We start from the raw sequence: 25,654 nt of genomic DNA on the forward strand, positions 1-25,654 counted from the left end.
GGCCCTATGAGCAGTGATCCGACTGTGCCACCGCCCGCCGATGTGCCGCCCCCGCCCCTGTCACTGGAGCCGGGCGCGGAGTCCAAGTTGACCAAGGCTGCCGCGCTGTGGGCGGCGCTCATCCTGGGCTTTCTCATCCTCATCGTCCTGCTGATCTTCATCGCGCAGAACACCACATCGGTGGCGTTCGCCTTCCTCGGCTGGCATTGGACGCTGCCGCTGGGTGTGGCGATTCTGTTCGCTGCGGTGGCCGGCGGGCTGATCACCGTCGCCGTCGGTGCGGTGCGGATGTTCCAGTTGCGGCGCGCCGCGAAACGCAACCTCAAACTCACCGCGCGTTAGCCCAGCGTCACCAGTTCGGGGACTCGGTCGGTGGGCAGATCGCCGTCAACGACGGCGCTCACCTCGGTGCGGTGCAGCGTGATCGCGCCCTTGTGGTTGTCCAGGAACGCCGTGTCGGCGGCATCGCGCCCGGTCGCGATCCGCACCATCGCCTGCCGGGGCGCAAGGCATGTCGCGTCGACGACCCGCCAGTGCCCGTCGACGAAGGCCTCGGCGACGGCGTGGAAATCCATGGGCGCGCAACCGGGTGCGTACACCGACACCAACCGTGCCGGCACGTTGACCGCGCGCAGCAGGGCCACCACCAGGTGCGCGTAGTCCCGGCACACCCCGGCCCCGGCCAGCAGGGTGTCGGCGGCACCGTCGATCGGGTCACTGGAGCCCGGCACGTACTTCAATCGGGTGCCGACCCACGACGACACCTTCTCAAGCAGCGTCGCCGAGTCCGCGTACTGCCCGAATTCGGTTGCGGCGAAACCGAAGAACTTGTCAGCCTCGGCGTAGCGGCTGGGTCGCAGGTACGTCGAGAGGTCGATGTCGGCGACCGGCGGCGGCGCGGCACGCCCGCTGACCGTCGCGCCATAGCGCACCTTGAGACTGCCCTCGTCGGCGTCGAAGATGTGGATCCGGTTGCCGTGCGCACCGGTGATCTCCTTGGCCGCAATCGGTCTGCCGTTCAGTTCGAACGACAGCGACTCGCTGACCTCGGCACCCGGGTGGGGTGCGACGGCGATCTGGAACTCGAGCGTCGTCGGCGCGGTGATGTCCACGTCGAGTTCGGCACCGACATCACGTTTCATGGCTGCGGGCTCTCTGTCGAAGTCAGGCGGCCAGTCTGCTCTACCCGGGCCCGCCGTGGCGCAAACTGTGATGCGCCACTCACCTTCTCCGCAGCTACGCCCGCCGGTTGCGCGGGAGCAGATCCCACACGTGCTCGGTGGTGTTGGTCGACACCACGGTGGCCAGGCCCCTGCGCGAATACAGCAGACGCGTGATCGAGGTGTAGTCGACTGGGAACGACAGCATTCGGCGGGTGCCCAGGATCTGGTGCAGCAGCACGTTGATCACGCCACCGTGGCTGAACACCGCCACCGTCTCGTCGTGGTCGGCCGACGCGACGATGTCCTCGACGGCCGCGCTGATCCGCGCCTTGAACTCGTCCTCGTCGACGCCGGCCGGCAGGTGCCCGTCCGCCATCCGCGCCCAATCCTCAGGCCGCTCGGAACGCAGCTGCTCGATCGGGACGTAGCCGGCCATGTCGCGGTCGTACTCCGCCAGGCGCGGCTCGATCTCGATGTCCAGGCCGCGGGCGGCCGCCACCGGTTCGGCGGTCTGCCTGGCCCGCAACTGCGGGCTGCTGACCAGACGGGTCAGCGGGAATCTGGCGAGGGCGTCGGGCAGGCGGCGCGCCTGCTCCCACCCCTGCTCGGCGAGTTCAGGATCCGCGCCCTGACCGTGCTCACTGCGATTGGGCAGTGCATGACGAATCAGCAGCAGCTGCATCCCACCACCTCCGCTCCTCCGAATTCGCGTGTTCGCCCGTGCAACGATAAGGCCATGCGCGCATTCGCCTGCCCGGTGTGCCACGGCTACATCGCATTCGAAAGCGATCGCTGCACGTCGTGCGGTGCGCGGGTGGGGTTGGTGCTGCCGACGAGGGAGATGGCCGCGATCGGAACCGAGCCGGGTGCGACCGTCGTCGTCGACGGCCGGGCGTGGACGCACTGCACGCAGCGACGAACCCTGGAGTGCAACTGGCTCACCCCGGTCGATCAGGCGGCCGAGCAGCGGGGCCGCTGCCTGGCCTGCTCGCTGATCCGCCGGGAACCGGACTCCGACGACACCCTGGCCCGCGAGAAGCTGGTGCCCGCGGCCCGCGCTCTGCACCGCGTGGTGTACCAGCTCGACGACCTCCACCTGCCGCTGGAGCCGTGGTGGCGCCGGGACGGCGGACTGGCGTTCGATCTGCTCTCCAGTTACAGCAACGGGCAGAAGGTGCTGATCGGGCATGCCGACGGCGTGATCACCATCGACGTGGTGGAGACCCTCGACGACTACCGCGAGAGGCTGCGCATCGCCCTCGGCGAGCCGTACCGCACGGTGCTCGGGCACTTCCGCCACGAGCTCGGCCACTACTACCAGAGCATCCTGGTGGAGACCGGCGACGGCGCGGCGCGGCACCTCGATGCGTGCCGCGCACTGTTCGGCGACGAGCAGAGCAGCTACTCGGACGCGATCGAACGGCACTACGCGTTGGGGGCACCGAAGGGTTGGGAGGAGTCCTTCATCTCGGAGTACGCGACGATGCACCCCTGGGAGGATTTCGCCGAGTGTTTCGCGCACTACCTGCACATCACCGACACCATCGACACCACTCGTGAGGCCGGGATGGTGCTGCGCGCCGACCGGGTCCGGTTCTCGGCGCCCCGGGATGTCGCGCCGTTGGAGTCCTACGACGACGCGCCCATCGAGCAGCTGCTGTTCGACTGGCGCTGGATCTCGCTGTTCTTCAACCGGGTCAACACCGCGATGGGCAAGCCACCGCTGTATCCGTTCACACTGACACCCCCGGTGGCGGCCAAACTGGGGTTCGTCCACCGGGTGGTGCGCGACACCGCCCGCGAGCAGAAGGCCGGGGTTCCGCTGTGAGCACGCAGTTGCCGACGTCGGAGCCGGACGGCGGCGACGAGGTGGAGCGCATTCTGTCCGCAGCCGTCGCGGTGATGCAGCGCGTGGCTCCGGGCACGCCGCGGGTCAGTGACATTGTCGCCGAGGCGAATTCGTCGAACAAGGCGTTCTACCGCTACTTCGCGGGCAAGGACGAGCTGTTCCTGGCGGTGATGCGGCGCGGTGTGGCCCTGACGACGACCTACCTGGAACGGCTGATGGCCAAGGAGACCGACCCGGCCGAGAAGATCGCGCGCTGGATCGAGGGCGTGCTCGAGCAGGTCGCCGATCCCGAACAGCTGAGCACCAGTCGGGCCACCACCGCTCAGATGTCGGCGTCGGCGAACCGCAGCGTCGCCAACAGCGACATCATGTCCCCGATGCGCGACCTGCTCACCGAACCCACTGCGGCCCTTGGACTCTCACCGCTGGATGCCGACGCGGTGTTCCTGTGCACCACCGGCACAATGCGCCGCTTCTTCGGTGCGGGCCAGCGACCCAGCGCCGACGACATCGCGCATGTGGTGCGGTTCTGCCTGCGCGGGATCGGGGTTCGCCGCTAGGGCGTCACGATGTTGAAGTCGGGATCGGGTGTGTCGAGCACCTCGGTGAACCGCTGCAACGCGGTGGCGTCGCCGCCGATCCGCAGACCGGGCGAAGTCAGGTCGCCGCCGGCGAGGGCGAGCAGGCGCACCGAGGAGGCCAGGGTGAGCGTGGCGGTGGCTGTCGCCGGGTCGGCGGGAAGCCCGCGGTGCACCAGCACCCCGTTGCGCAGGGTCAGCCGGTGGTTGTCGCCGGTGTCCTCGAAGGTGATGTCGAAGGCCAGGTCCAGATCCCAGGCTCGCGGGCCGTTGACGCTGATCGCCAGTGCGTCGAAGATCTGCTCGGGGGTCAGCTGCGCCAGCAGGGTCGGTGCCGAGGCCTGGGTCGGGGTGCCGAAGTTGCCGTCGGACAACTCGGTGGCACCGGAGAGGAAGAAGTTGCGCCACGGGCCGCTCTCGGATCCGTAGGCCAACTGCTGCAGGGTCGCGATGTAGAGCGCACGCGCCTGCCTGTGATCCGGTTCGGTGAAGATGACGTGGTCCAAGAGTGTTGCGGCCCAGCGGTAGTCGCCGCCATCGTAGGCCTGCGACGCGATCTCGACCACCCGGTCGACGCCGCCGATCGCGGCCACGTAGCGCGGTCCGATGGCCTCCGGCGGGTGCGCCCACAACCGTGCCGGGTTGCCGTCGAACCAGCCCATGTACCGCTGGTAGACGGCCTTGACGTTGTGGCTGACCGAACCGTAGTAGCCGTGCGCATGCCAGGCCCGTTCAAGCGCGGGCGGCATCGGGAAGTCCTCGGCGATCTCGATGCCGGTGTACCCCTGGTTGAGCAGGCGCAGGGTCTGGTCATGCAGGTAGGCATACAGATCCCGTTGCAGCGAAAGGTATTCGACGATGCGGTCCCGGCCCCACGTCGGCCAGTGATGCGAGGCGAACACCACATCGGTGCGCTCCGACCAGGTGTCGATGGCCTCGGTGAGATAGCCCGCCCAACCGTGCGGATCACGGACCAGCGCGCCGCGCAGCGTCAGCAGGTTGTGCAGGTTGTGGGTGGCGTTCTCGGCCATGCACAACGCCCGGAACCGCGGGAAGTAGAAGTGCATCTCGGCCGGCGCCTCGGTGCCCGGCGCCATCTGGAACTCGATCTCGACGCCGTCGATGGTGTGCGTCTGCCCCGTCTCGGTGATGTCGATCGTGGGCACGATGATCGCGACCTCACCGGTCGACGGTGTCTGTCCCAGTCCGCAGCCGACCTGCCCGCGCGGCCCACGCTCCAGGCTGGCCCCGTACATGTATCCCGCGCGCCGCGCCATCGCGGTACCGGCGTACACGTTCTCCTGCACCGCGTGTTCGGTGAATCCCTCGGGCGCCAGGACCGCGACCCGGCCCGCGTCGACGTCGGCCTGCGTCGTCACTCCCAGCACGCCGCCGAAGTGATCGACATGGCTGTGGGTGTAGATGACCGCGACCACCGTGCGTTCACCGCGGTGCTGCCGGTACAGCGCCAGTGCGGCCGCGGCGGTCTCGGTGCTGACAAGGGGGTCGATGACGATGATGCCGGTGTCCCCCTCGACGAACGTGATGTTCGACAGGTCCAGGCCGCGCACCTGATAGATGCCCTCGACCACCTCGTAGAGGCCCTGCTTGGCGCACAGTCGGCTCTGCCGCCACAAGCTGGGATGAACCGAGGTGGGAGCGTCGCCCTCCAGGAACGCGTAGGCGTCGTTGTCCCACACCACCCGCCCGTCGGCGGCCTTGACGATGCACGGTTCGAGACGCCCGAGGAACCCCCGGTCGGCATCCGCGAAATCCTGGGTGTCCTCGAACGGCAGCGTCTCCAGATGCTGGGCGTGGGCCGCTTCGATGGACGGGGCGGGCGCATGGGTGTCCATCCACCCAGTGTCTCCCGAGCGGCGAGGTTCCGTCCTCAGTTCTGCAGGTCGTAGACCGTCATTCCGTCGACCTTCTCGAACGGGAACGCGGCCTGCACCCACTCGCTGATCTCGGCGCCCGCTCCGTCGCCGCCCATCCCGCCAGGCGGGGGGCCGGGCCGGCCGGCGTCGGCGATGAAGTACCGCACCTGCCCGTCGGCGACGTAGGCCTTGAACTGCTCCAGCGTCGGTGAGTTGTCACCGCCGTTGAATCCGCCGATCGCCATGATCGAGGTCTGCGTCCTGAGCATCAGGTCGCCGGCCAGGTGTGACCCGACGGTCGCAGCGGCCCAGCGGTTGTCGGTGTCTTTGAGCATGGCCTGCACGGTTTCCGACTCGGATCGACCGGCACCGCCGGGAAAGCCGGGACCTCCGGGGAAGCCGGGACCTCCGCGACCGGGGCCCGAGGTCGGGATGGCACCGCCGTGGCTGTCCAGCACCGTCTCGACGGTGTAGGCCGCGGTTCCCGCCAGCCCGAACAGCAGGCCGGCGGCCGCGACGGCGGCGGTGTACCGGCCCAGTGCGTGCGCGCCGGCGATCAGGAGCGCGGCGACCGCGATGGTCCCCACAAGCACGGTCCACCGCAGCCACGGCTGCCACTCCGGCGTGCGGTCCAACAGCACGAAGCTCCATACCCCGGTGACCGCCAGCATGACGCCGAGAACGATCCGACTCGACCGGAACTGCCTGCCACGCCACAACTCTCGGGTCGCAATCGCCACCACCGCGGCGATTCCGGGCGCCAGGGCGACGGTGTAATAGGGATGCATGATCCCCTTCATCCAGCTGAACACCACGGCCGTGCTGACCAGCCATCCGCCCCACAGCAGCAGGGCGGCGCGGGTCGGGTCCGTGCGGGGCGCACGGCGGGTGAACCACAGTCCCGCGATCAGTCCGATCAACGCAGCCGGCAGCAGCCATGAGATCTCGGTGCCCATCGACTCGCCGAACATGCGCAGCACACCCGGGTCTCCGCCGAACATCGCACCGCCCGGGCCGCCACCGCCACCGCTTCCAGGGCCGCCGCCGCTTCCGCGGGTCGGGTTTCCGTCACCGCCGAGCACGCGCCCGAGTCCGTTGTAGCCCAGCGTGAGCTGCAGCAGGCTGTTGTCGGTCGATCCGCCGATGTAGGGCCGGGAGTCGGCGGGCCACAGGCTGACCAGCGCGACGAACCAACCGCCGGAGACGATCATGGCCACGAGGCCGACCAGCAGATCACGAAGGCGCACCCATACGCTGCCCGGCACGGCCACCAGGACCACCAACGCCAGCGCGGGCACCACCAGGAAGGCCTGAAGGAGTTTGGCCAGGAACGCGAAACCCAATGCGACACCGGCCAATGCGACCCACCGGGTCGAGTGCCCGTCGAGTGCGCGCACGATGCAGTAGCCCGCGGCCACCAGCAGCAGCACCAGCAGCGCGTCGGGGTTGTTGAATCGGAACATCAATGCCGCGACCGGCGTCAGCGCGAGGGCGGTCCCGGCGAGCAGGCCCGCCCCGGCGCCGTTGGTCCGTCGCACCGCCGCGTACAGCAGTGCGACCGCGGCGACCCCCATGAGCGCCTGCGGCACCAGCATGCTCCACGAGTTGAAGCCGAACACTCGACCCGACAACCCCATGACCCACATCGCGGCGGGCGGCTTGTCGACGGTGATCGCGTTGCCCGCGTCCAGCGAACCGAACAGCCACGCCTTCCAACTCTGGGTGCCGGCCTGCACCGCGGCGGCGTAGAACTCGTTGGCCCAGCCCATCGCGCCGAGCGCCCACAGGTAGAGCACCGCGGTTCCCGAGAGCAGAGCGGCCAGCGCCGGCCGTTCCCACCTCGGGCTGACCGTTGTGCGCACAGACACCGCGGTGGATTCGGTGACCGGCTCCTGCACGACGGTCATCGTGTCAGGCCCCTGCCGGTGCGCCGGGGGTGGAACACCCAGCCGCGCAGCAGGACGAAACGGACGACGGTGGCCAACAGGTTCGCACCCACGAGCACCCCGAGTTCCACCGGGCGGGCGGGTTCGCTCATGGTGTGCAGCAGGGCCAGCGACCCGCTGGTCAGCGCCAGGCCGATGCCGAACACCACCAGACCTTCGATCTGATGGCGCGCCACCCCTGCTCGGCCCCGAACCCCGAACGTGAATCGCCGGTTGGCGGCGGTGTTGGCGATCGCGGTGGCCAACAGGGCCACCAGGTTGGCGCCCTGGGGCCCCAGCCCCGATCGCAGGGCCAGGAACAGCACGAGGTAGGCGATGGTGCTGCAGATGCCGACGGTCGCGAAGAAGACCCCCTGGCGCAGCAGCGATCTCGGTGCGGCCGCCTCGGCCGAGCCGGTGAACTGGGCTGCGATGGCCGCGACGGGAATCTCGCCGGAGGCGAAACCCCTCAGCAGCCGGGCCACGCCCTTGAGGTCGGCGACAGCGGTCGCGACGATGTCCACGCGACTGTCCGGGTCGTCGACCCAATCCACGGGGACCTCGTGAATCCGCAGGCCGCAGCGCTGGGCGAGCACCAGCAGTTCGGTGTCGAAGAACCATCCGGTGTCCTCGACGTGGGGCAGGAGTGCGGCGGCCGCATCGGCGCGCAGGGCCTTGAAGCCGCACTGCGCGTCCGAGAAACGCGCGGCCAGCGTGGACCGCAGGATGAGGTTGTAGCAGCGCGAGATGATTTCGCGTTTGGGACCGCGGACCACACGTGAACCGCGTGACAGCCGGGATCCGATCGCGAGGTCGGAGTGTCCGGTGATCAGGGGTGCGACCAACGGCAGCAGCGCCGCCAGGTCCGTCGAGAGGTCGACGTCCATGTAGGCCAGCACGGGTGCGTCGGACTCCGACCAGACCGCGTGCAGGGCCCGGCCTCGGCCCTTCTGCTCGAGTCGGCACACCCGCACATCGCTGAGTTCCTCGGCCAACCGCGCCGCGATCTGCGGCGTGGCGTCGACGCTCGCGTTGTCGGCGACCGTGATGCGGAAGGTGAACGGGAACTGCTCGGTCAGGTAGCGGTGCAGGCGGTGCACCGAGTCGGCCAGCGCGGCCTGCTCGTTGTAGACCGGAACCACGACGTCGAGCACCGGCACGCCCCGCTCCGCGGCTAGCCGGGCCGCGTTGGGCCTGGCCTGAGATGGCGCGAACGCGGGTGCGTGTTCGACTGCGACGGTCATGAATCCATCGTCGGACCCGGTCGTGGGGCCACGGTGGGCGGTGGCTATGTGCTTCCTGTGAATCATGCGCCGAGGTCGTAGAGGGTTGTGCCGTCGATGACCTGCCAGGGGAACGTCGCCTCAACCCACTCGGTGATGCGCTCGGCGGCGTCGCTGCCACCGTGGTCCACGCGTCCGGGACCCGGCATCGACGCCGCGATGAAGTAATGGATGCGGCCCTGTGCGACGTAGTCCTGGAACTGTTCGAGGGTGGGCGCGGGGTCTGTGCCGTTGAATCCGCCGATGGCCATCACCGGTGCGCCGGTGGCCAACTGATGGCCCGCGGCGTTGTTGGACCCCACCACCGCGGCCGCCCAGGTGTAGTCGTCGGCATCGGCCGCGATGGTCTCGGCGAGCCGGGCACTGGGCCGGGAGATGTCCAGGAATCCGGGCGGTCCGCCGAATCCGCCCGCGGGGCCGGTGGACGGGACGGCGCCGGTGTGCGCGGTGGCGGCGGTCGCGACTGTGTAGGCGACCGGTCCAGCCAGGCAGGCCGCCAGGGCGGCGACCCCGACCGCGGCTGCGGCGCCCGGGGCCAACCTGGCAGCGATCACCAACAGCAGCGCGGTCGTCAGCCCGACCAAAAGTACGCTCCATCGCAGCCACGGCATCCACGATGAATGACGCTGCAGCAGAAGAAAACTCAGCATCGCAGTGATCGCCGTCAGACCAGCGAGCGTGGTGGCACAGCGTGGATCGGTGCGCCGGGCCCACAACAACGGCAAGCCGATGCCGATACAGCCGGCAACCGCGGGCGCAAGCGCCACGGTGTAGTAGGGGTGCACGATGCCGTTCATCCAGCTGAACACCACCGCGGTGGTCAGCAGCCAACCGCCCCACAGCAGCAGCCCGGACCGGGTGGGGTCGGTGCGCCCTCCGCCCCTGACGATGACCAGCCCCGCGACCAGCGCGATCAGCGCCGCCGGAAGAAGCCAGCCGATCGGAGGGCCCATCTCCCCGCCGAGCAGCCTGCCCCACCCGACGTCGTGGTTGAGGTTGCCGAGGCCGCCCACCTCCTCGCCGGTCAGGCGGCCCACACCGTTGTAACCCAGCGCCAGTTCGATGATCGAATTGTTCTGTGAGCCGCCGATGTACGGTCTGGCGTCGGATGGCCACAGTTCCACCAGCAGCAGATACCAGCCCGCGCTGAGCACCATGGCCAGGGCGGCGCCGCACAGGCGCCGCAACCGCGACCGCCACGTCAGGTCCGCGCACACCAGGAACACCACCGCGAGCACCGGCACCACCAGGATGGCCTGCAGCATCTTGGCCAGGAATGCGACGCCGATCGCCGTGCCCGCCAACACCATCCACCACCGCGAACTGTCGCGTTCGAGCGCACGCTGCACGCACAGGGTCGCGACCACCAGCATCAGCACCAGCAGGGCATCGGGGTTGTTGAATCGGAAGATCAACGCGGCCACCGGCGTCCACGCCAGCACGATCCCGGCCAGCAGGGCCGCGCCAGGTCCCGCGGCGCGGCGCACCGCGGCGTACAGCGCGGCGACCGCGGCGACGCCCATGAGCGCCTGGGGCACCAGCATGCTCCACGGATTGAATCCGAAGACCCGCACCGAGATGCCCATCACCCAGAGCGCCCCCGGCGTCTTGTCGACCGTGATGGCGTTGGCCGCATCGCTCGACCCGAACAGCCATGCGGTCCAACTCTGGGACCCGGCCTGCACGGCGGCGGCGTAGAAGCCGTTGGCCCATCCGCTGGCGCCAAGATTCCACAGGTACACAGCGGCTGCGGTCAGCAGCAGCGCGATCACCGAGACGGCCTCGCGGCGAGATCCGCGCGCCGGAGTCAGTGCCCGGGGCGCGGTCGGCCGGGGCGCGGTGATCGTCACCTCTGCAGGTTGACGCACCAAGTTCGCCGAAGGCTTGGCGCCGGCTATGTGCCCGCTGTGAGCGGCAGGCGCAGGGTGAACACCGTGTTCCCCGGCCTGCTGTCCACCGTGATCTGCCCGTCGTGGGCCTTCACGACGGCCCACACGATCGCCAGGCCCAGCCCGGTGCTGCCCCCGTTGCGGGACCGCGACGAGTCACCGCGGGCGAAGCGTTCGAAGACCTCGGACTGCAGTTCCACCGGAATGCCGGGCCCGTCGTCGCTCACCCGGATCTCGGCGTGACCGTCGGGCGAGGCGCTCAACGACACGACGACGGTGGTGCCGGCCGGCGTGTGGACTCGGGCGTTGGCCAGCAGATTCGCCAGCACCTGATGCAGTCGGGCGTGGTCACCGATCACCACCACCGGCTCGTCGGGCAGATCCAGGTTCCACTCGTGGTCGGGTCCGGCGATGTGGGCATCGGCCACGGTGTCGACCGCCAACTGCGACAGGTCGACCTCTTCGCGGTCCAGTGGCCGGCCGGAGTCCAGCCGGGCCAGCAGCAGCAGGTCCTCGACCAGATTGGTCATCCGCTCGGCCTCGGAAGCGACCCGCCCCATGGCGTGGGCGACCTCGTCGGGCACCTGATCCCGGAGGCGCTGCGCCAGTTCGGTGTAGCCGCGGATCGCGGTCAGCGGCGTACGCAGTTCATGACTGGCGTCGGCGACGAACTGCCGCACCCGGGTCTCACTGGCCTGGCGGGTCGACAGCGCGGTGGAGATGTGGTCGAGCATCCGGTTGAGCGCCGACCCCATCTGTCCCACTTCGGTGTGGGGATTGGCGTCGGGTTCGGGCACTCGCACGGGCAGTTCGACCTCGCCGCGATCCAGCGGCAGGTTGGCCACCTGGCGCGCTGTGGCCGCGACGCGGTTCAGGGGCGCCAGCGAGCGTCGCGTGATGACGACGCCCAGGATGGTCGCCGTGACGAGTGCCGTGCCCGCCACCACCACCATGATCAGCAGGACCCGCAGCATGGTCTCGTTGACGTCGTCCATCGGCAGACCCGTGACGACGATGTCGCCGGTGCGACTGTGGGTCGCGACCAGTCGATAGCCGCCCAACCCGTCCAGGTCGACCGTGACCGGCGGCCGACGCGGCGGCACGTCGAGCACCTGTCCGATCGCGGTGTCCGAGAGGGCTCCGCGTTCACCGTCCCTCGTGAGCACGCCGGCCTCCACGCCGCGGGAGTTCTCCACGAGTGCGATCAGCCCGACCGGCTGGCCCGGCGCGTCGAGGAAATCCGGTCCGGGGCCGGGCATCCTGATCGGACGCAGGTCACCGGGGCGCGGACGGGGTGGCGGCAGGCCGGCCATCAACGCCGAGCGATGCGAGGCGTCGGTCAGGTTCTGGTCGAGTTGGGTGATCAGGTACTGCCGCAGGGCCAGTTCCGTCGCGCCGCCGATGCCGATGCAGACCAACGCCAGCAGCAGCACCTGGCCGATGACGAGCCGGGACTGCAGCGACCACGCGCTCGGTGTCCGCCAGCGGGGGCGCCGCGCGTCAGGGGGCGGGCTTGAGGACATACCCCGCCCCGCGCAGCGTGTGGATCATCGGCGGCCTGCCGTTGTCGATCTTCTTGCGCAGGTAGGAGATGTACAGCTCGACGATGTTGGATCGGCCGCCGAAGTCATAGCTCCACACCCGGTCCAGAATCTGCGCCTTGGACAGCACCCGCTTGGAGTTGCGCATCATGAAACGCAGCAGTTCGAACTCCGTCGAGGTCAGTGTGATGGGGTCGCCGCCGCGGGTCACCTCGTGGCTGTCCTCATCGAGCACGAGGTCGCCGACGACGATCTGCGCGCCACTGTCCTCGGTCGTCACACCGGTGCGGCGCAGCAGGGCCCGCAGACGCAGAACCACCTCCTCGATGCTGAACGGCTTGGTGACGTAGTCGTCGCCGCCCGCGGTCAGGCCCGCGATCCGGTCCTCGACCGCGTCCTTGGCGGTCAGCAGCAGCACCGGCAGGCTGGGGTTCTGTTCCCGCAGGCGACGCAGCACGTCGAGACCGCTCATGTCCGGCAGCATGACGTCGAGCACCACGACGTCGGGCCGCGCGGTGCGCGCCGCGCTGATGGCGCTGGCCCCGTCGTTCGCGGTGGTGATCTCCCAGCCCTCGTAGCGCAGCGCCATGGAGACCATCTCGGCGAGGACGGTCTCGTCGTCGACGACGAGCACACTGATCGGACTGCCGTCGGGTCGCCGCATCACGACGCGTTCGGGCGCTGGTGATGTCATATGTTCCAGTATTCACGTGCCGATGGGCCGGTTCTGTGTCGAACCTATGAGCGCGCTGTGAGACCCGGCGACTCACGTGTCGCTGATCACCCGCACAGCCGGGACACAGCTTCGTCGTCGACCGTGGTGGGCATGAGCGACGCAGGACAGGTCTGGGGTGAGCCGTCGGCGCCCTGGTCGACCAACAGGACACTGGGTGCCGTCGGCATCGCCGTGGTGCTCGCCGCGGCCGGTGCGGCGGTCATCTACGCGGCCGATTCCGGTGGCGCCTCCGCCGGTCCCGGCTTCGGCCCGCCCGGCGGTCCGCCCGGCGCTGGTCCGGGTTTCGGCGGGCCGGGCGGCGCCGGGAGCCGCGACGCCGACCTGCCCACGGCTCTGCACGGCGAGTTCGTGGTGTCCGACGGCAAGGGCACCTTCACGACGCAGCTGACCCAGACCGGCACCGTCACCGACATCTCCGACACCGCGATCACCGCGCGCAGCGCGGACGGCTTCACCCGCACCTACGTCATCAGCACCGAGACACGGCAGTCGCGCGACGGCGTGCGCACAGGACAGACCGCGACCATTCGCGCCGTCGACAGGGACGGCACTCCCACCGCGACGGCGATCTCCGCGCAGCGCTGACGGGGCCGACAGTCGCCGGGGCCGGGGGTCCCGCTCCTGAACCACCCACCTCGAACAGGGGCCAACCAACCATCCGGTAGGTTTACCCGGCGTGGACGACCTCGCGAAGATCGCCGACTGGATGTCGGACCGAGGCCTCGGTGACGGGCCTCTGGAGAACATCACCGAGATCACCGGCGGCACCCAGAACATCATGCTGCGGTTCGAGCGGGCGGGTCGGCCCTACGTCTTCCGCCGCGGCCCGCAGCACCTGCGGCCCATCAGCAACAAGGTCATCCTGCGGGAGACCAAGGTGCTCACGGCCCTGGGCGCCACCGACGTCCCGCATCCGCACCTGATCGCCGCATGCGAGGACACCTCGGTGCTCGGTGACGCCGTGTTCTACCTGATGGAGCCCATCGAGGGTTTCAACGCCGGCGCTGAGCTGCCGGAGCCGCACGCCTCCGACGCAGGCATGCGGTTCCAGATGGGCCTGTCGATGGCCGACGCGCTGGCCCGCCTGGGCGCGGTTGACCATGTCGCCGTCGGCCTGGCCGACTACGGGAAACCCGACGGTTTTCTGGAACGCCAGGTGCCGCGGTGGCTGTCCGAACTCGAGTCCTACTCGGCGCTGGAGAGCTACGCCGGACCGCAGATCGGCGACGTCGACGGGGTGGCGAAGTGGCTGCAGGAACGCCTGCCCACCGACTGGAAACCCGGCATCATGCACGGCGATTACCACGCCGCCAACGTCATGTTCTCCAAGACCGGACCCGATGTCGTGGCCATCGTCGACTGGGAGATGTCGACCATCGGCGACCCGCTTCTGGACCTCGGCTGGATGGTGGCGACCTGGCATGACGGCTCGGGCGACGTGCTCAACCACGCGCTGAGCCAGGCCGGCGGCCTGTGCACCCCGGCCGACCTGATCGACCGCTACGCGCAGAACACCACGCGGGACCTCAGCGGAATCAACTGGTATGCCGTCATGGCCTGCTTCAAGCTCGGCATCATCCTCGAGGGCACGTACGCGCGCGCGGGCGCCGGTCTGGCCCCCAAGGACGTCGGCGACCTCCTGCATGCGGCCACCCTGCTGTTGTTCGAACGAGCCCAACGACTGATGGACGGTGAACAGTGATCGATTTCGAGATTCCGGCCGAGACGGCCGCGCTGCGCGACCAGATCCGCGCGTTCGTCACCGACAAGATCGTCCCGTACGAGTCCGATCCGCGCCTGACGCGGCACGGCCCGAACGAGGAGATGCGCGCCGAGATGGTCGAACTGGCCCGCGAGGCCGGTCTGTTGACCTTCCAGGCGCCCGCGCGCTTCGGGGGCCGCGAACCCTCGCACGTCGAGCAGGCCGTGCTGTTCGAGGCCGCGGGCTGGTCCACGCTGGGCCCCGTCGCGCTCAACTGTGCGGCCCCGGACGAGGGAAACATGTTCCTGCTCTCCAAGATCGCCAATGAGCAGCAGGTGGAGAAGTTCCTGGTGCCCGTGATCGAGGGACGGCAGCGTTCGGTGTTCGCGATGACCGAACCCGACGGTGCGGGCTCCGACCCGAACCAGTTGAAGACCGAGGCGGTGTTCGACGGCAGCGACTACGTCATCAACGGCCGCAAGTGGCTCATCACCGGCGCCAACGGTGCGCGCACCTGGATCGTCATGGCCCGCGTCGCCCCCAATGAGCACGGCGCGGACGGCCCGACACTGTTCCTGTGCGACGGGGACACCCCGGGCATCGAGATCGAGCGGGTCATGGACACCATGGACCGCAATTACGTCGAGGGCCACGGTGTTGTGGTGTTCAACGACCTGCGCCTGCCGGCGTCGGCGGTGCTGGGCGAGGTGGGCCAAGCGCTGCGCTACGCCCAGCTTCGGTTGGCTCCCGCGCGCCTGACGCACTGCATGCGCTGGCTGGGTGCGGCATCACGCGCGCAGTCCATCGCGATCGAACATGCCCGCACCCGAACGGGTTTCGGCAAGCCGCTGGCCGAACACCAGGGTGTCGGGTTCATGATCGCCGACAACGAGATCGCGCTCCAGCAGTGCCGTCTGGCGATCTGGTGGGCCTGCTGGACACTGGATTCCGGCGCCAAGGGCCGTCATGAGAGTTCGATGGTCAAGGCCATGGTCTCCGAGGAACTGTTCAAGGTCGCCGACCGCTGCGTGCAGATCCTCGGCGGAATGGGCATCTCCGACGAGACGCCGGTTGCCATGATCTTCTCAGACATGCGGGCCTTCCGGCTTTACGACGGCCCGACCGAAGTGCACAAGTACGCCATCTCCCGCCAAGTGTTGAGGAATCCGAAGTGAGCCGAGTCGACGATGCGGGGCTGGGGTCCCCTGCCAACAGGGGCGGAACGAGCCCCGAGGAGGAGCGAGGAAACCGATGAGCATCCTGGATCTGTTCAAGCTCGACGGCAAGGTGGTCATCGTCACCGGGGCCTCCTCCGGTCTCGGTGTGTCCTTCGCCCAGGCCTTCGCCGAGGCCGGCGCCGACGTCGCGCTTGGGGCGCGTCGCGTCGAGAAGATGGCCAGCACGGCGGCTCTCGTGGAGGACGCCGGTCGGCGGGCACTGACGGTGCAGACCGACGTCGCCGACCCGGCGCAGTGCCAGGGGTTGGTCGATGCCGCGATGGAGACGTTCGGCCGGGTCGACGTGCTGATCAACAACGCCGGGGTGGGGACCGCGGTGCCGGCCACCCGTGAGACCCCGGACGAGTTCCGCAGGGTCATCGACGTCAACCTCAACGGCTCGTACTGGATGGCACAGGCCTGCGGGCGGGTGATGGAGCCCGGCAGCTCGATCATCAACATCGCCAGCATTCTGGGCATCACCACGGCCCAGCTGCCGCAGGCCGCCTACGCCGCCTCGAAGGCCGGTGTCATCGGTCTGACCCGCGACCTCGCCCAGCAGTGGGGCGGGCGCAAGGGGATTCGGGTCAACGCCCTGGCACCGGGGTTCTTCATGTCGGAGATGACCGACGAATACAAACCCGGCTACCTGGACTCGCAGATGCCCCGGGTGGTGCTGGGCCGCACCGGTGATCCGGTCGAGCTGGCGGCCACCGCGGTGTGGCTGGCCTCGCCCGCCGGGGGCTATGTGGTGGGCCAGACCGTCGCCGTCGACGGCGGCATCACGATCACCTGAGCGCACGCGTCCACAGCACACAGAACTGCGGCCCGGTCTTTCGCCCGGGCCGCAGTCCTGTATTGCGTTGCCGTACCGGCAGTTAGGGAAGGGCCGGGTTGTCGGCACCGTCCTTTCCGGTCCACACGACGCCATCCTGCGGTTTGGCGGCGGTGCCGAAGTTCTCGTAGGACTGGCCGTCCTTGCCGGTGTAGCCCGCACCGGTGCCAGTGCCGCCGTTGCCTGCGGTGGCCGTCCCGTTCAACCACTGCCCTTCGTCGGATCCGGTGTTGACACCGACGTTGACGTAGCCGCCCTTGCCGCCCGTACCGCCGTCGACGCCGTCGCCACCGTTGCCGCCGACCACGGTGTTGCCGGTGGCCTTGGCTCCATCCGCCAGCGCGGTGATCTGGGTGACCAGCGTGCTGCCGTTACCGCCGACGCTGTTGTCCCCGATGGCGTTTCCGCCGTTACCGGCGGTGACCGTGCCACTGGCCTCAGCGCCGGCGCCGGTGGCCTGGATCGCCGCCCGGTTTCCGTTGCCGCCCTTGGCGTTGGTTCCGGTGGCGTCACCACCGTCGCCACCGATCACGGTGCCGCTTGCCGTGCCCTGGGTGTAGCCACCGAAGTCGTCGCGACCCACGCTGATGTAGCCGATGTTGCCGTTGCCGCCGACAGCGCCCTCACCCTCGGCATCACCACCGTTGCCGCCGTACGAGTAACCATCGGTCACCGTGCCCTCATTCAGGGCCCACAGGTAGCCTCTGGAGCCGTTGCCCCCGGTGCCGCCGTCGGATCCGTTCCCGCCGAGGCCACCGAGGATCGCGGAATCCTTGACCGTGCCGCCGCTGACCACCTCGACGTCAGCGCCACCACCGCGTCCGCCCTTGCTGCCCGCGCCGTCGGCGTCGCCGCCGGTGTTCCCGGTGGCCCCCACGTTGGTGACGGTGCCCTGGTCGGCGATGACGTGGCCGACACCGCCGGCGCCACCGACGCCTTCGTTGGTGCCGTTGCCGCCGGCACCGCCGGTGACGTGGACATCGTCGACGGAGCTGCCGTTGCTCGCCTCGATGATGGCTGCGCCGCCTTCGCCGCCCACACCACCGTTGGCGTCACCGACTCCGGCATGCCCACCGGTGACCGAACTGTTGGTGATGATGCTGCCCTCGCCTTCGGCGTACAGCAGCGCGTCACCGCCCTTCGCGGTCTCGCTGGCGTTGCCTCCCGTCACGGTGCTGTTGGTGACGGTGCCGCCGTCCTTGACGACCACGCGAGCCCCGCCACCGGCGTAGTTCTCCGTGCTCTGACCACTGGTCACCGTGACGTTCTCGACGGTGCCCTCGCCCTCGACGGTCACCGCGTTGTCGGCGCCGGTATCGCCGCTGGCGCCGTCGGGTCCGCCGCTGGTGCCGTCACCGCCCAGCACCACGGTGTCGACAAGGAATGTGTCGGGGGCGTCGACCACCGCGCTTCCGCCGTTGCCGCCGTACCCGCCAGCGCCGGTGAGCGACCCGGCACCGCCGGCGCCACCCGCGCCGCCCTGGACGGTGCTGTTCTCGGCGCCCGCCACGTTGGCGAGGGCGCCGCCGCCACCGCCACCGCCGCCGCCGCCGTAACCAGCCGCGGTGGCCGTGCCGTCGGCACCAGCCCCGCCGGCACCGCCCGCACCTGCGACCGCACCCGGACCGTCGACGCCACCTGTGCCGCCTTCGCCGCCGGATCCGCCCGCTCCGTAGAGCCCGTTCTGCTCGGCGAACAACAGGAGCCAGCCCTGGCCGGCCTCACCACCGTCGCCACCCGCGCCGCCGCGGGCGCCGTTGAGCGCCCCGGCAGCGCCGTCGACACCGGCGGATGCCGCGAAGGCGACGCCACCTCCGATACCGGCGTATCCCGCACCACCGACGCCGCCTGCACCTCCGGCACCACCCGCACCGCCGCGGCCGAAGACTCGGCTGCCGGTACCGCCGTTGCCGCCTGAGCCGCCCTTACCACCCTCAGTGGCCTGCGAGAACGCGGTGGCATCGGTTCCGGCGAGACCGGCGCCGCCCTGTCCGCCTGCGCCGCCGTTGCCGAAGATCGACAGGGTTCCAGCGTTGCCGCCGTTGCCGCCGTTCGATCCGACGGCGCCGGTTCCGCCCGCGCCGCCGTGCCCGATGAACACGCCGCCGTGGCCGCCATTGCCACCAGTGCCGTTGTTGTAGCCGTCCATTCCGTCGCCACCGCGGCCACCGTGGCCGAACCAGCCGGACGAACCGCCGTTGCCGCCGTTGTAGCCGGCACCGCCGCTGCCCAGCAGGCCGCCGTTGCCACCGTGGCAGACCACGCCGGACGGGCACGTGTCCGCGGTCCAGCTGTAGCCGTTACCGATCAGGATGCCGCCGTTGGGATTCTCGGGAGTCCCGTTGCCGAAAAGCTTGAGCGGCCCGACGGGGAACCGGACCTCGGCCGGTTGGCTGGCCGCGAAGGTCCCGACACTGGCGGTCTTGGCCACCGCCGGAACGGTCGCCTGGACCGTCTCGATGCGGCGGTAGGCCCCCCAGATCGCCTCGAGCAGTGGATTCGGAGTTTCTGGTGCGTCGCCGCCCGTGGCCGACGCGGTGCCCAGGGAGGCAGTCGCTGCCTGGGTTGCGGTGATGACCGACGACTTCGCGGTCGCGCTGAGATCAGCGCTGGCCTCCGAACCTGCAGCCCGCGGACCGGACTGCAGCCGCGCCGCGATCTCCTTGGATCGCTGCTCCAGCGTCTTGGCACGCTTCTCGCGTGCCGCGCTGCGCTGCTCGACGTCCCTGGTGATCGAGTTGGACCGCTTCCTGAGGGTGTCTCTGATGACGCTTCGCGTCGGTGTGCCGGCGTCGTCGCCGGCGGAGCCGCCCGACGGCCCGGTGCTCGCGGCGCTGTCCGACGCCCCTGAGCTCTGCGAGGTGCTCTCGGCGCCGGTCTCCGACTCCGCCCAGGCATTCCCGGCCGGGCTCCCAAGTGCGGTCCCTATGCCGAGCGCAACAGCGAGCACACCAATGCGACCAACGTATCTGGCATGACCCATATGAAAGATCCCCGATCCCTTCGTTTTCCAGCCAGCCCTCGGCACATCCCGCGACCTGGTCAGGTGTCCAGCTAAGTTCGTTCGAGTTTGTATCACGCAACTTCGGGACCGGTCTCGGATATTTTCCAAAGCGATAATAATTCCGAATTTCGCTACCGCCGGTCCGGCTACAGGAATGACACCCGTCAAGAAATCGCCCGCCACAACAGGGCAGCAACGTGGACCTCTTTCACACTTACACTCGTCGAACCGATACCCAAACATGCTGGTAGTCGGGTTCCACTTGCCCGTCAGCCCGCAGATCTTCCGCCCGAGATCCAACCCGACCGTGAGGTCTCGTGTATCGCATCAGGCAATTCCAGCAAACCTGGCTTTGTTCACATGACAGCCCATTCACAGGAGGCGAGGGCAAACCAGCAGGAACGGCTCCACACCGGCATTCCGGCTGAAAATTTTTAGATTCATTTATGGAGCAAACCCTTCAGAACGGTTGCGGGTGACGCGTTCTCGGCTGCCACTCGGCGGCTCACAATCTGTCAGGAGACGGCCCTCGGCCGCAGATTCGTGGTGTTGGTGGCACCCAGAACAATCGATCTCACCGGGGTGGGTACGGCCGGGACAGTAGGTCCGCACGCCGAATTCCTTCGAATCCCGTATGCCCGGAATCACGCGCATTGTCGAAGACTGTCGCCTCGCATCCGCGCCCGGTGTGTACCTTGAGCCGGTGATAGTCACTGGTGCACTGCTTGCCGAGTCCGCGTCCGTCGTCGACAACAAGCTCAACATCGAGGGCGGCGTGGTCAGCGCCTGCAAGGTCGGACCGGAGCGCACGGCGCTCGCCACGCTCGTCGTGTTGCTCCAACCCGAAGCGAACGACCAGGACCCGAAGATCACGGTCAAGATCGTCGATCCCGCCGGGAACTCCAACGAGGCCCAGCTCGACGTCCCTTCCTTCAGCCTGGGCGGCGAGGTCGGCTTCGTCTTCTTTCCCATGCAGATCCCCCTGCCCCTCGATGGCCGCTACTCGATCTCGGCGAGCAGCGATCACGGGTTCGTCTCTCTGCCCCTGAACGTGAGCAGCTGACAGCGCTGTTGGGATCGCACTGAGGGCGGCTGCCTGTCGCATTTCCCGCCACCAGTGCGGTCGGGGTGTCTGCGCGTACCGTCGATCGCATGACGTCCGTGCCCCGACGCACACTCAACGAGGCCGTCACCCGATTCTGGAGCCTGGCCGCGCCGGCCTATGACTTCGCCGCGCTTCAGCGGTGGGCCTACCGTCCGGCACAGGACGAGGTGGTGACGCTGCTGCGCGATCACAGGTGCCGCCGCATCCTCGACGTCGCGTGCGGCACAGGCATTCTCGCCGACCGGATTCAACGTGAGCTGAAGCCTGAGCGGGTGTATGGCGTGGACATGTCCGAGGGCATGCTGAGGCAGGCCAGGGCGCGGTCCGGCGACGTGCAGTGGCTGCGCGCACCCGCCGAGGACCTGCCGTTCGACGACGGTGCGCTGGACGCGGTCGTCACGACGGCGGCATTCCACTTCTTCGACCAGCCCGCGGCCCTGCGAGAGTTCCACCGCGTGCTCCAACCCGGGGGCATCGCCGCGGTCGGCACCGTCGCACCACACCCGCCGCCGCTGCTGTCACGGTTCCTCGACCCCAGCAGGTCTCCGGCGCACAGCCCCGCGCCCGACGAGATGCGTGCGCTGTTCACCGACGCGGGATTCGAGGTGGCCGACCAGCACCGCATCCGCCGTCCGCTGTGGACCCGGATGGTCTCCGACCGGATCACCGTGGGCGTCAAGTCGGCGTAGCTCGCCCCGGCGCGGTGCCGGAACTGCTTACCCTGGCCCCCATGAGCCTTCGGTCCCTGGCGGGCGCCGCACTGGCGGTCTGCGCGCTGCTCCTGACCGTCCCAGTCGCCTCGGCGGATCCGACGCCGACCGTCACCCAGATCCCGGAGCGGCCCGCGCCCAGTGACCTGGAGACGTTCACCGACGACCCGGCGATCGTCGACGCGCGGCCTCTGGCCATCGAGTCGTGGAGTCGGCAGCCCGACGGCGCGGCGATCAGCGTGCACTTCACTTCCGGCACCCCTCAGTGCCACGGCGTCCACGCCGAGGTGGCCGAGACCGCCGACCTCGTGGCGGTGAAGTTGCGGTCGGGAACCCGGGCCGAGGCCGTCGGGCGGGCGTGCATCGAGATCGCCGTGTTCGGAGAGTTGACGGTGAATCTGGACACACCCGTCGCGGATCGCGCGGTGGTCAGCATCACGTGAGTCAAGAAGTGCGCCCGAAGGGATTCGAACCCCTAACCTTCTGATCCGTAGTCAGATGCTCTATCCGTTGAGCTACGGGCGCTTGGTTATTCAGTTATATGGCGGAGGCGAGAGGATTTGAACCTCCGGTCCCCGGTAAGGGGGACAACTCATTAGCAGTGAGTCCCATTCGGCCGCTCTGGCACGCCTCCTTGAACTTCGTAGAGGTTACCGGACCCCGCTCTGCCAGCTGAGCCGGTACCGGAACCGCCGAGGGCAAAGCGTACATGCACTCACATATGCTGACCAAATGACCGCCCGCCTACGCCCACTGATGCAGGACCTTCCGGCGTACACACCAGGCAAAACGGTCCCCGGTGCCATCAAGCTGGCCAGCAACGAGACCGTCGATGGTCCCCTTCCGAGCGTCCGGAAGGCCATCGAGGACGCGACCGAACTGCTCAACCGCTATCCGGACAACGGATACGTCGAGCTCAGGGAACACCTGGCCAAGCATGTCGGGTTCGCGCCGGAGAACATCGCCGCAGGCTGCGGGTCGGTGAGCCTGTGCCAGCAGCTCATTCAGATCACGGCCGGCGTGGGTGACGAAGTGATGTTCGGCTGGCGGGCCTTCGAGGTCTACCCGCTGCAGGTGCGCGTGGCCGGCGCCACACCGGTGCCGGTGCCGCTGAAGGATCACACGCACGATCTGGACGCGATGCTGGCCGCGGTCACCGACCGCACGAGGCTGATCTTCATCTGCAATCCGAACAACCCGACCTCGACGGTGGTGCCTCCGGCCGACCTGACCCGCTTCGTCGACGCTGTGCCCGACGACGTGCTGGTGGTCATCGACGAGGCCTACGTCGAGTACATCCGCGACGGCATGCTTCCCGACAGCCTGGGCCTGGTCCGCAGTCACCCGAACGTGGTTGTGCTGCGCACGTTCTCGAAGGCCTACGGTCTGGCCGGCGCCCGAGTGGGGTATGCCGTCGGCGACCCGGAGATCATCACGGCCCTGGGCAAGGTCTACGTGCCGTTCACGGCCAGCAGCCTGGCCCAGGCCGCGGCCATCGCGTCACTGGAGGCCTCCGAGGAACTGATGGCCCGCACGGACGCCCTGGTGCTCGAGCGTGCCCGCGTCAGCGCCGCGCTGCGTGAGCTGGGGTACGAACTGCCCGAGTCGCAGTCCAATTTCGTATGGCTGCCGCTGGGACCGGAGCACACCGACGACTTCGTCGAGCAGGCGGCCAACGCACGCATACTGGTGCGTCCGTACGGCACCGACGGCGTCCGGGTGACAGTGGGGGCACCGCACGAGAACGATGCCTTCCTGGCATTCGCGACAGATTGGATCAAGAACACGTGACCCGCATTCGGCTCGCCGCCCTCGCCCTCAGTGCCGCAGCCGTGCTGTCGGGCTGTGCCCAGACCACACCCGGCCAGGTCGCGATGACCACCGAGCCGATGTCGCCGGACATGACCTGCCAGGACTTCACCGCACTGTCGGATCGGGACCGGCTCAAGTTCACCAAAGAGGTGCTGGGCGCCAACAGTTCGTCGGGCGGCCAGCCGGTGATCCTGTCCGCGCTGGTGGCTGTGCTGTGTCAGCGCGCGCCGGACACCCCCGTCAAGGACCTCCTGATTAAGCTGCGTCCCTGACCACGGATTAGCCTCGAGTGTTATGGCTGACAGCTTTGAAGCGCTCTCGGTGGAGATCAAGGACCACATCGCGCAGGTGACCCTGCTCGGTCCAGGCAAGGGCAACGCCATGGGGCCCGCATTCTGGGCCGAACTGCCGGTGGCCTTCGAGGCCCTGGACGCCGACCCGGACGTGCGCGCGATCGTGCTCACGGGCTCCGGCAAAAACTTCAGCTACGGCCTGGACCTGGCCGCCTCCGGGAGCACGCTGGCACCGATGATGGCCGAGGGCGCCATGGCCCGCCCCCGCGCCGACTTCCACCGGCACCTCAAGGGCATGCAGCAGTCGATCACCGCCGTCGCCGACTGCCGGACCCCGGTGATCGCGGCCGTGCACGGTTGGTGCATCGGCGGCGGAGTCGACCTGATCAGCGCGGTGGACATCCGCTACGCGAGCGCCGACGCGAAGTTCTCCGTGCGTGAGGTCAAGCTCGCGATCGTGGCCGACGTCGGAAGCCTGGCGCGCCTGCCGTACATCCTCACCGACGGCCACCTTCGGGAGCTGGCTCTGACCGGTAAGGACATCGACGCCGCACGCGCCGAGAAGATCGGTCTGGTCAACGACGTGTTCGACGACGCGGAGGCCTGCCTGGCCGCCGCGCATGCGACGGCCGCCGAGATCGCCGCCAACCCGCCCCTGACGGTCCAGGGCATCAAGGACGTGCTCGACGAGCAGCGCACCGACGCGGTGTCGGCCAGCCTGCGCTATGTCGCCGCATGGAACTCTGCCTTCCTGCCGTCGAAGGATCTGACCGAGGGCATCACCGCGATGTTCGAGAAACGGCCGCCGCAGTTCAAGGGCGAGTGACAGCCGGATTCGGCACGCGCCACGCCGTCACCGAGGCCCAGGTGTATGTCCTCTGCGGAGGCCATGCGCACACGGCCGCCACGTAGTCTGGCTGCTGTGGCCGAACTGCATCCCCAGATCACGGTGCTCGCGCCGCTGCTGGGCACCTGGACGGGGTCCGGGTCGGGCGAGTACCCGACCATCGAGGCCTTCACCTACCTCGAAGAGGTGACGTTCGGCCACGTCGGCAAGCCGTTTCTGAGTTACTCCCAGCGCACGCGGTCCGAGGCCGGCGCTCCGATGCACGCCGAGACCGGCTACCTGCGGGTCCCGGCCGCCGGCCACGTCGAACTGATGCTGGCCCACCCCACCGGCATCACCGAGATCGACGAGGGCACGCTCGCCGACGACGGCAGCTCGCTGCTGCTCGAGCTGTGGTCGACCTGCATCGGCCTGACGTCCACCGCCAAAGACGTGACCGCCCTGAGTCGTTCGATCCGGGTCACCGGTGACGAACTGACCTATCGGGTCGGTATGGCCGCGGTCGGCCAACCGCTGCGGCATCACCTGTCGGCAACGCTGCACCGGAAGGACGCATGACCACCGACGGCAGGATCCGGCTGCCCGACGACCTCGACGCCGTCACTGATGTTGGGGCAGAGGATCATTCGGGAATCGACCCGGCCGCGGTGGAGCGGATCTGGCAGGCCGCGCGATTGTGGTACAGCGCCGGAATGCATCCGGCGATCCAGGTCTGCCTGCGACACAACGGAAAAGTGATCCTCAACCGCGCGATAGGCCACGGGTGGGGCAACGCGCCCGAGGATCCGCCGGACGCCGAGAAGGTTCCGGTGACCACCGCGACACCGTTCTGCGTGTACTCGGCCGCCAAGGCCATTGCCACGACTGTGGTCCACATGCTGGTGGAGCGCGGCGCGTTCTCCCTGGATGACCGCGTGTGCGACTACCTGCCGACCTACACCAGTCACGGCAAGGACCGCACGACGATTCGGCACGTGGTGACCCACAGCGCCGGGGTGCCGCTGGCGACGGGACCGCGACCGGACCTGAGTCGGATGAACGACAGCGACTACGCGCGGGAGATGCTGGGCCACCTGCGGCCGATCTACCGCCCCGGACTGGTGCACATCTACCACGGGCTCACCTGGGGGCCGCTGATCCGCGAGATCGTCTCCGCGGCAACAGGACGCGGCATTCGCGACATCCTGGCCGAGGACATTCTCGACCCACTGGGTTTTCGCTGGACCAACTTCGGGGTCGCCGAGGCCGATGTGCCCCTGGTGGCCCCCAGCCGAGCCCGTGGTAGATG

General features: G+C 68.8%; 24 protein-coding genes and 2 tRNA genes. 15 read left to right on the top strand and 11 right to left on the bottom strand.

Annotation, left to right across the window (positions count from 1 at the left end):
- The first annotated feature begins 6 nt into the window (after positions 1–6).
- Positions 7–342, top strand: a complete 336-nt coding sequence (locus tag A5727_RS22215) for a LapA family protein (RefSeq protein WP_068255197.1) — start codon at positions 7–9, stop codon at positions 340–342.
- Here the strand turns inward: A5727_RS22215 and A5727_RS22220 are convergent.
- Together A5727_RS22220 and A5727_RS22225 are read right to left on the bottom strand one after the other, a co-directional pair.
- Entirely contained in the window at positions 339–1,142 is an 804-nt protein-coding gene (locus A5727_RS22220; protein WP_068255200.1) for a transglutaminase-like domain-containing protein, read from the bottom strand. The genes A5727_RS22215 and A5727_RS22220 overlap by 4 nt on opposite strands.
- Before the next feature lie 94 nt (positions 1,143–1,236).
- The gene (locus A5727_RS22225) at positions 1,237–1,845 is read right to left on the bottom strand and encodes a histidine phosphatase family protein (protein WP_068255201.1); all 609 of its coding nucleotides are present in this window, start codon (positions 1,843–1,845) and stop codon (positions 1,237–1,239) included.
- A 54-nt stretch (positions 1,846–1,899) separates the two neighbouring features.
- Between A5727_RS22225 and A5727_RS22230 the strand changes: the two genes are divergently transcribed.
- Together A5727_RS22230 and A5727_RS22235 are read left to right on the top strand one after the other, a co-directional pair.
- A complete protein-coding gene (locus A5727_RS22230; RefSeq protein ID WP_068255204.1) occupies positions 1,900–2,991 on the top strand; it encodes a zinc-binding metallopeptidase family protein in 1,092 nt (363 codons plus the stop codon).
- Positions 2,988–3,572 (top strand): TetR/AcrR family transcriptional regulator, encoded by a 585-nt coding sequence (locus A5727_RS22235; protein WP_068255207.1) that lies wholly within the window; start codon positions 2,988–2,990, stop codon positions 3,570–3,572. Before A5727_RS22230 ends, A5727_RS22235 begins: the two co-directional genes overlap by 4 nt.
- Here the strand turns inward: A5727_RS22235 and A5727_RS22240 are convergent.
- The 6 genes from A5727_RS22240 to A5727_RS22265 all read right to left on the bottom strand — a co-directional run bounded on the left by A5727_RS22240 (position 3,569) and on the right by A5727_RS22265 (position 12,769).
- A complete protein-coding gene (locus A5727_RS22240; RefSeq protein WP_068255214.1) occupies positions 3,569–5,446 on the bottom strand; it encodes an alkyl/aryl-sulfatase in 1,878 nt (625 codons plus the stop codon). The genes A5727_RS22235 and A5727_RS22240 overlap by 4 nt on opposite strands.
- A gap of 35 nt (positions 5,447–5,481) precedes the next feature.
- Positions 5,482–7,374, bottom strand: a complete 1,893-nt coding sequence (locus tag A5727_RS22245; RefSeq protein ID WP_082949962.1) for an ArnT family glycosyltransferase — start codon at positions 7,372–7,374, stop codon at positions 5,482–5,484.
- Positions 7,371–8,636 carry a bifunctional glycosyltransferase family 2/GtrA family protein gene (locus tag A5727_RS22250; protein WP_068255218.1) on the bottom strand — a complete coding sequence of 422 codons (1,266 nt, stop codon included), beginning with the start codon at positions 8,634–8,636 and terminating at the stop codon, positions 7,371–7,373. Before A5727_RS22250 ends, A5727_RS22245 begins: the two co-directional genes overlap by 4 nt.
- Before the next feature lie 62 nt (positions 8,637–8,698).
- The gene (locus tag A5727_RS22255; protein WP_082949963.1) at positions 8,699–10,525 is read right to left on the bottom strand and encodes a glycosyltransferase family 39 protein; all 1,827 of its coding nucleotides are present in this window, start codon (positions 10,523–10,525) and stop codon (positions 8,699–8,701) included.
- Between the two features lie 44 nt (positions 10,526–10,569).
- Positions 10,570–12,087, bottom strand: a complete 1,518-nt coding sequence (locus A5727_RS22260; protein WP_068255221.1) for a sensor histidine kinase — start codon at positions 12,085–12,087, stop codon at positions 10,570–10,572.
- Positions 12,065–12,769 carry a response regulator transcription factor gene (locus A5727_RS22265; protein WP_068255267.1) on the bottom strand — a complete coding sequence of 235 codons (705 nt, stop codon included), beginning with the start codon at positions 12,767–12,769 and terminating at the stop codon, positions 12,065–12,067. The genes A5727_RS22260 and A5727_RS22265 overlap by 23 nt, the downstream gene beginning before the upstream one ends.
- Positions 12,770–12,931: 162 nt before the next feature.
- On the opposite strand from A5727_RS22265, the gene A5727_RS22270 reads away from it, so the two are divergent.
- From A5727_RS22270 to A5727_RS22285, 4 genes are all read left to right on the top strand, one after another.
- Entirely contained in the window at positions 12,932–13,426 is a 495-nt protein-coding gene (locus tag A5727_RS22270) for a hypothetical protein (protein ID WP_068255223.1), read from the top strand.
- Positions 13,427–13,547: 121 nt separating this feature from the next.
- A complete protein-coding gene (locus A5727_RS22275) occupies positions 13,548–14,543 on the top strand; it encodes a phosphotransferase family protein (protein WP_082949965.1) in 996 nt (331 codons plus the stop codon).
- A complete protein-coding gene (locus A5727_RS22280; RefSeq protein ID WP_068255229.1) occupies positions 14,540–15,718 on the top strand; it encodes an acyl-CoA dehydrogenase family protein in 1,179 nt (392 codons plus the stop codon). Before A5727_RS22275 ends, A5727_RS22280 begins: the two co-directional genes overlap by 4 nt.
- Before the next feature lie 76 nt (positions 15,719–15,794).
- Positions 15,795–16,556, top strand: coding sequence for an SDR family NAD(P)-dependent oxidoreductase (locus A5727_RS22285; RefSeq protein WP_068255232.1), 762 nt, complete (start codon positions 15,795–15,797; stop codon positions 16,554–16,556).
- A gap of 82 nt (positions 16,557–16,638) precedes the next feature.
- Here the strand turns inward: A5727_RS22285 and A5727_RS28415 are convergent, their stop codons facing one another.
- Positions 16,639–19,545: an autotransporter outer membrane beta-barrel domain-containing protein gene (locus A5727_RS28415; RefSeq protein WP_068255235.1), complete on the bottom strand. Its 2,907-nt coding sequence runs from the start codon at positions 19,543–19,545 to the stop codon at positions 16,639–16,641.
- Between the two features lie 757 nt (positions 19,546–20,302).
- Between A5727_RS28415 and A5727_RS22295 the strand changes: the two genes are divergently transcribed.
- From A5727_RS22295 to A5727_RS22305, 3 genes are all read left to right on the top strand, one after another.
- A complete protein-coding gene (locus A5727_RS22295) occupies positions 20,303–20,662 on the top strand; it encodes a hypothetical protein (RefSeq protein WP_068255272.1) in 360 nt (119 codons plus the stop codon).
- A gap of 89 nt (positions 20,663–20,751) precedes the next feature.
- A complete protein-coding gene (locus A5727_RS22300; RefSeq protein ID WP_068255238.1) occupies positions 20,752–21,393 on the top strand; it encodes a class I SAM-dependent methyltransferase in 642 nt (213 codons plus the stop codon).
- A 41-nt stretch (positions 21,394–21,434) separates the two neighbouring features.
- Positions 21,435–21,857 (top strand): hypothetical protein, encoded by a 423-nt coding sequence (locus A5727_RS22305; protein WP_068255241.1) that lies wholly within the window; start codon positions 21,435–21,437, stop codon positions 21,855–21,857.
- Between the two features lie 9 nt (positions 21,858–21,866).
- Here A5727_RS22305 and A5727_RS22310 read toward each other — a convergent pair.
- Positions 21,867–21,939, bottom strand: a tRNA-Arg gene (locus A5727_RS22310).
- Positions 21,940–21,956: 17 nt separating this feature from the next.
- Positions 21,957–22,048 (bottom strand) — tRNA-Ser (locus A5727_RS22315).
- Between the two features lie 98 nt (positions 22,049–22,146).
- Between A5727_RS22315 and hisC the strand changes: the two genes are divergently transcribed.
- From hisC to A5727_RS22340, 5 genes are all read left to right on the top strand, one after another.
- Complete coding sequence (gene hisC / locus A5727_RS22320) at positions 22,147–23,205, top strand: histidinol-phosphate transaminase (protein WP_068255244.1); 1,059 nt, start codon at positions 22,147–22,149, stop codon at positions 23,203–23,205.
- Positions 23,202–23,498, top strand: a complete 297-nt coding sequence (locus A5727_RS22325; protein WP_068255249.1) for an HdeA/HdeB family chaperone — start codon at positions 23,202–23,204, stop codon at positions 23,496–23,498. The genes hisC and A5727_RS22325 overlap by 4 nt, the downstream gene beginning before the upstream one ends.
- A 22-nt stretch (positions 23,499–23,520) precedes the next feature.
- Positions 23,521–24,345 carry a crotonase/enoyl-CoA hydratase family protein gene (locus A5727_RS22330; RefSeq protein ID WP_068255252.1) on the top strand — a complete coding sequence of 275 codons (825 nt, stop codon included), beginning with the start codon at positions 23,521–23,523 and terminating at the stop codon, positions 24,343–24,345.
- 63 nt (positions 24,346–24,408) lie between these two features.
- Positions 24,409–24,924: a peroxynitrite isomerase gene (locus tag A5727_RS22335; protein ID WP_082949964.1), complete on the top strand. Its 516-nt coding sequence runs from the start codon at positions 24,409–24,411 to the stop codon at positions 24,922–24,924.
- Positions 24,921–25,654: serine hydrolase (locus A5727_RS22340; protein WP_157521515.1), on the top strand; the 734-nt coding region annotated here is incomplete at its 3' end. The genes A5727_RS22335 and A5727_RS22340, both read left to right, overlap by 4 nt.

Origin of the sequence: Mycobacterium sp. ACS4331, assembly GCF_001667265.1 — a bacterium.
In the GTDB taxonomy this organism is placed as follows: Bacteria; Actinomycetota; Actinomycetes; order Mycobacteriales; family Mycobacteriaceae; genus Mycobacterium.

What these genes read in the sequence shown, in the direction of transcription:
- A5727_RS22215 (WP_068255197.1), top strand. Translation starts at nt 7, where the DNA reads ATGAGCAGTGATCCGACTGTGCCACCGCCCGCCGATGTGCCGCCCCCG.
- A5727_RS22220 (WP_068255200.1), bottom strand. Translation starts at nt 1,142, where the DNA reads ATGAAACGTGATGTCGGTGCCGAACTCGACGTGGACATCACCGCGCCG.
- A5727_RS22225 (WP_068255201.1), bottom strand. Translation starts at nt 1,845, where the DNA reads ATGCAGCTGCTGCTGATTCGTCATGCACTGCCCAATCGCAGTGAGCAC.
- A5727_RS22230 (WP_068255204.1), top strand. Translation starts at nt 1,900, where the DNA reads ATGCGCGCATTCGCCTGCCCGGTGTGCCACGGCTACATCGCATTCGAA.
- A5727_RS22240 (WP_068255214.1), bottom strand. Translation starts at nt 5,446, where the DNA reads ATGGACACCCATGCGCCCGCCCCGTCCATCGAAGCGGCCCACGCCCAG.
- A5727_RS22245 (WP_082949962.1), bottom strand. Translation starts at nt 7,374, where the DNA reads ATGACCGTCGTGCAGGAGCCGGTCACCGAATCCACCGCGGTGTCTGTG.
- A5727_RS22250 (WP_068255218.1), bottom strand. Translation starts at nt 8,636, where the DNA reads ATGACCGTCGCAGTCGAACACGCACCCGCGTTCGCGCCATCTCAGGCC.
- A5727_RS22260 (WP_068255221.1), bottom strand. Translation starts at nt 12,087, where the DNA reads ATGTCCTCAAGCCCGCCCCCTGACGCGCGGCGCCCCCGCTGGCGGACA.
- A5727_RS22265 (WP_068255267.1), bottom strand. Translation starts at nt 12,769, where the DNA reads ATGCGGCGACCCGACGGCAGTCCGATCAGTGTGCTCGTCGTCGACGAC.
- A5727_RS22270 (WP_068255223.1), top strand. Translation starts at nt 12,932, where the DNA reads ATGAGCGACGCAGGACAGGTCTGGGGTGAGCCGTCGGCGCCCTGGTCG.
- A5727_RS22275 (WP_082949965.1), top strand. Translation starts at nt 13,548, where the DNA reads ATGTCGGACCGAGGCCTCGGTGACGGGCCTCTGGAGAACATCACCGAG.
- A5727_RS22285 (WP_068255232.1), top strand. Translation starts at nt 15,795, where the DNA reads ATGAGCATCCTGGATCTGTTCAAGCTCGACGGCAAGGTGGTCATCGTC.
- A5727_RS22300 (WP_068255238.1), top strand. Translation starts at nt 20,752, where the DNA reads ATGACGTCCGTGCCCCGACGCACACTCAACGAGGCCGTCACCCGATTC.
- A5727_RS22305 (WP_068255241.1), top strand. Translation starts at nt 21,435, where the DNA reads ATGAGCCTTCGGTCCCTGGCGGGCGCCGCACTGGCGGTCTGCGCGCTG.
- hisC (WP_068255244.1), top strand. Translation starts at nt 22,147, where the DNA reads ATGACCGCCCGCCTACGCCCACTGATGCAGGACCTTCCGGCGTACACA.
- A5727_RS22330 (WP_068255252.1), top strand. Translation starts at nt 23,521, where the DNA reads ATGGCTGACAGCTTTGAAGCGCTCTCGGTGGAGATCAAGGACCACATC.
- A5727_RS22335 (WP_082949964.1), top strand. Translation starts at nt 24,409, where the DNA reads ATGCGCACACGGCCGCCACGTAGTCTGGCTGCTGTGGCCGAACTGCAT.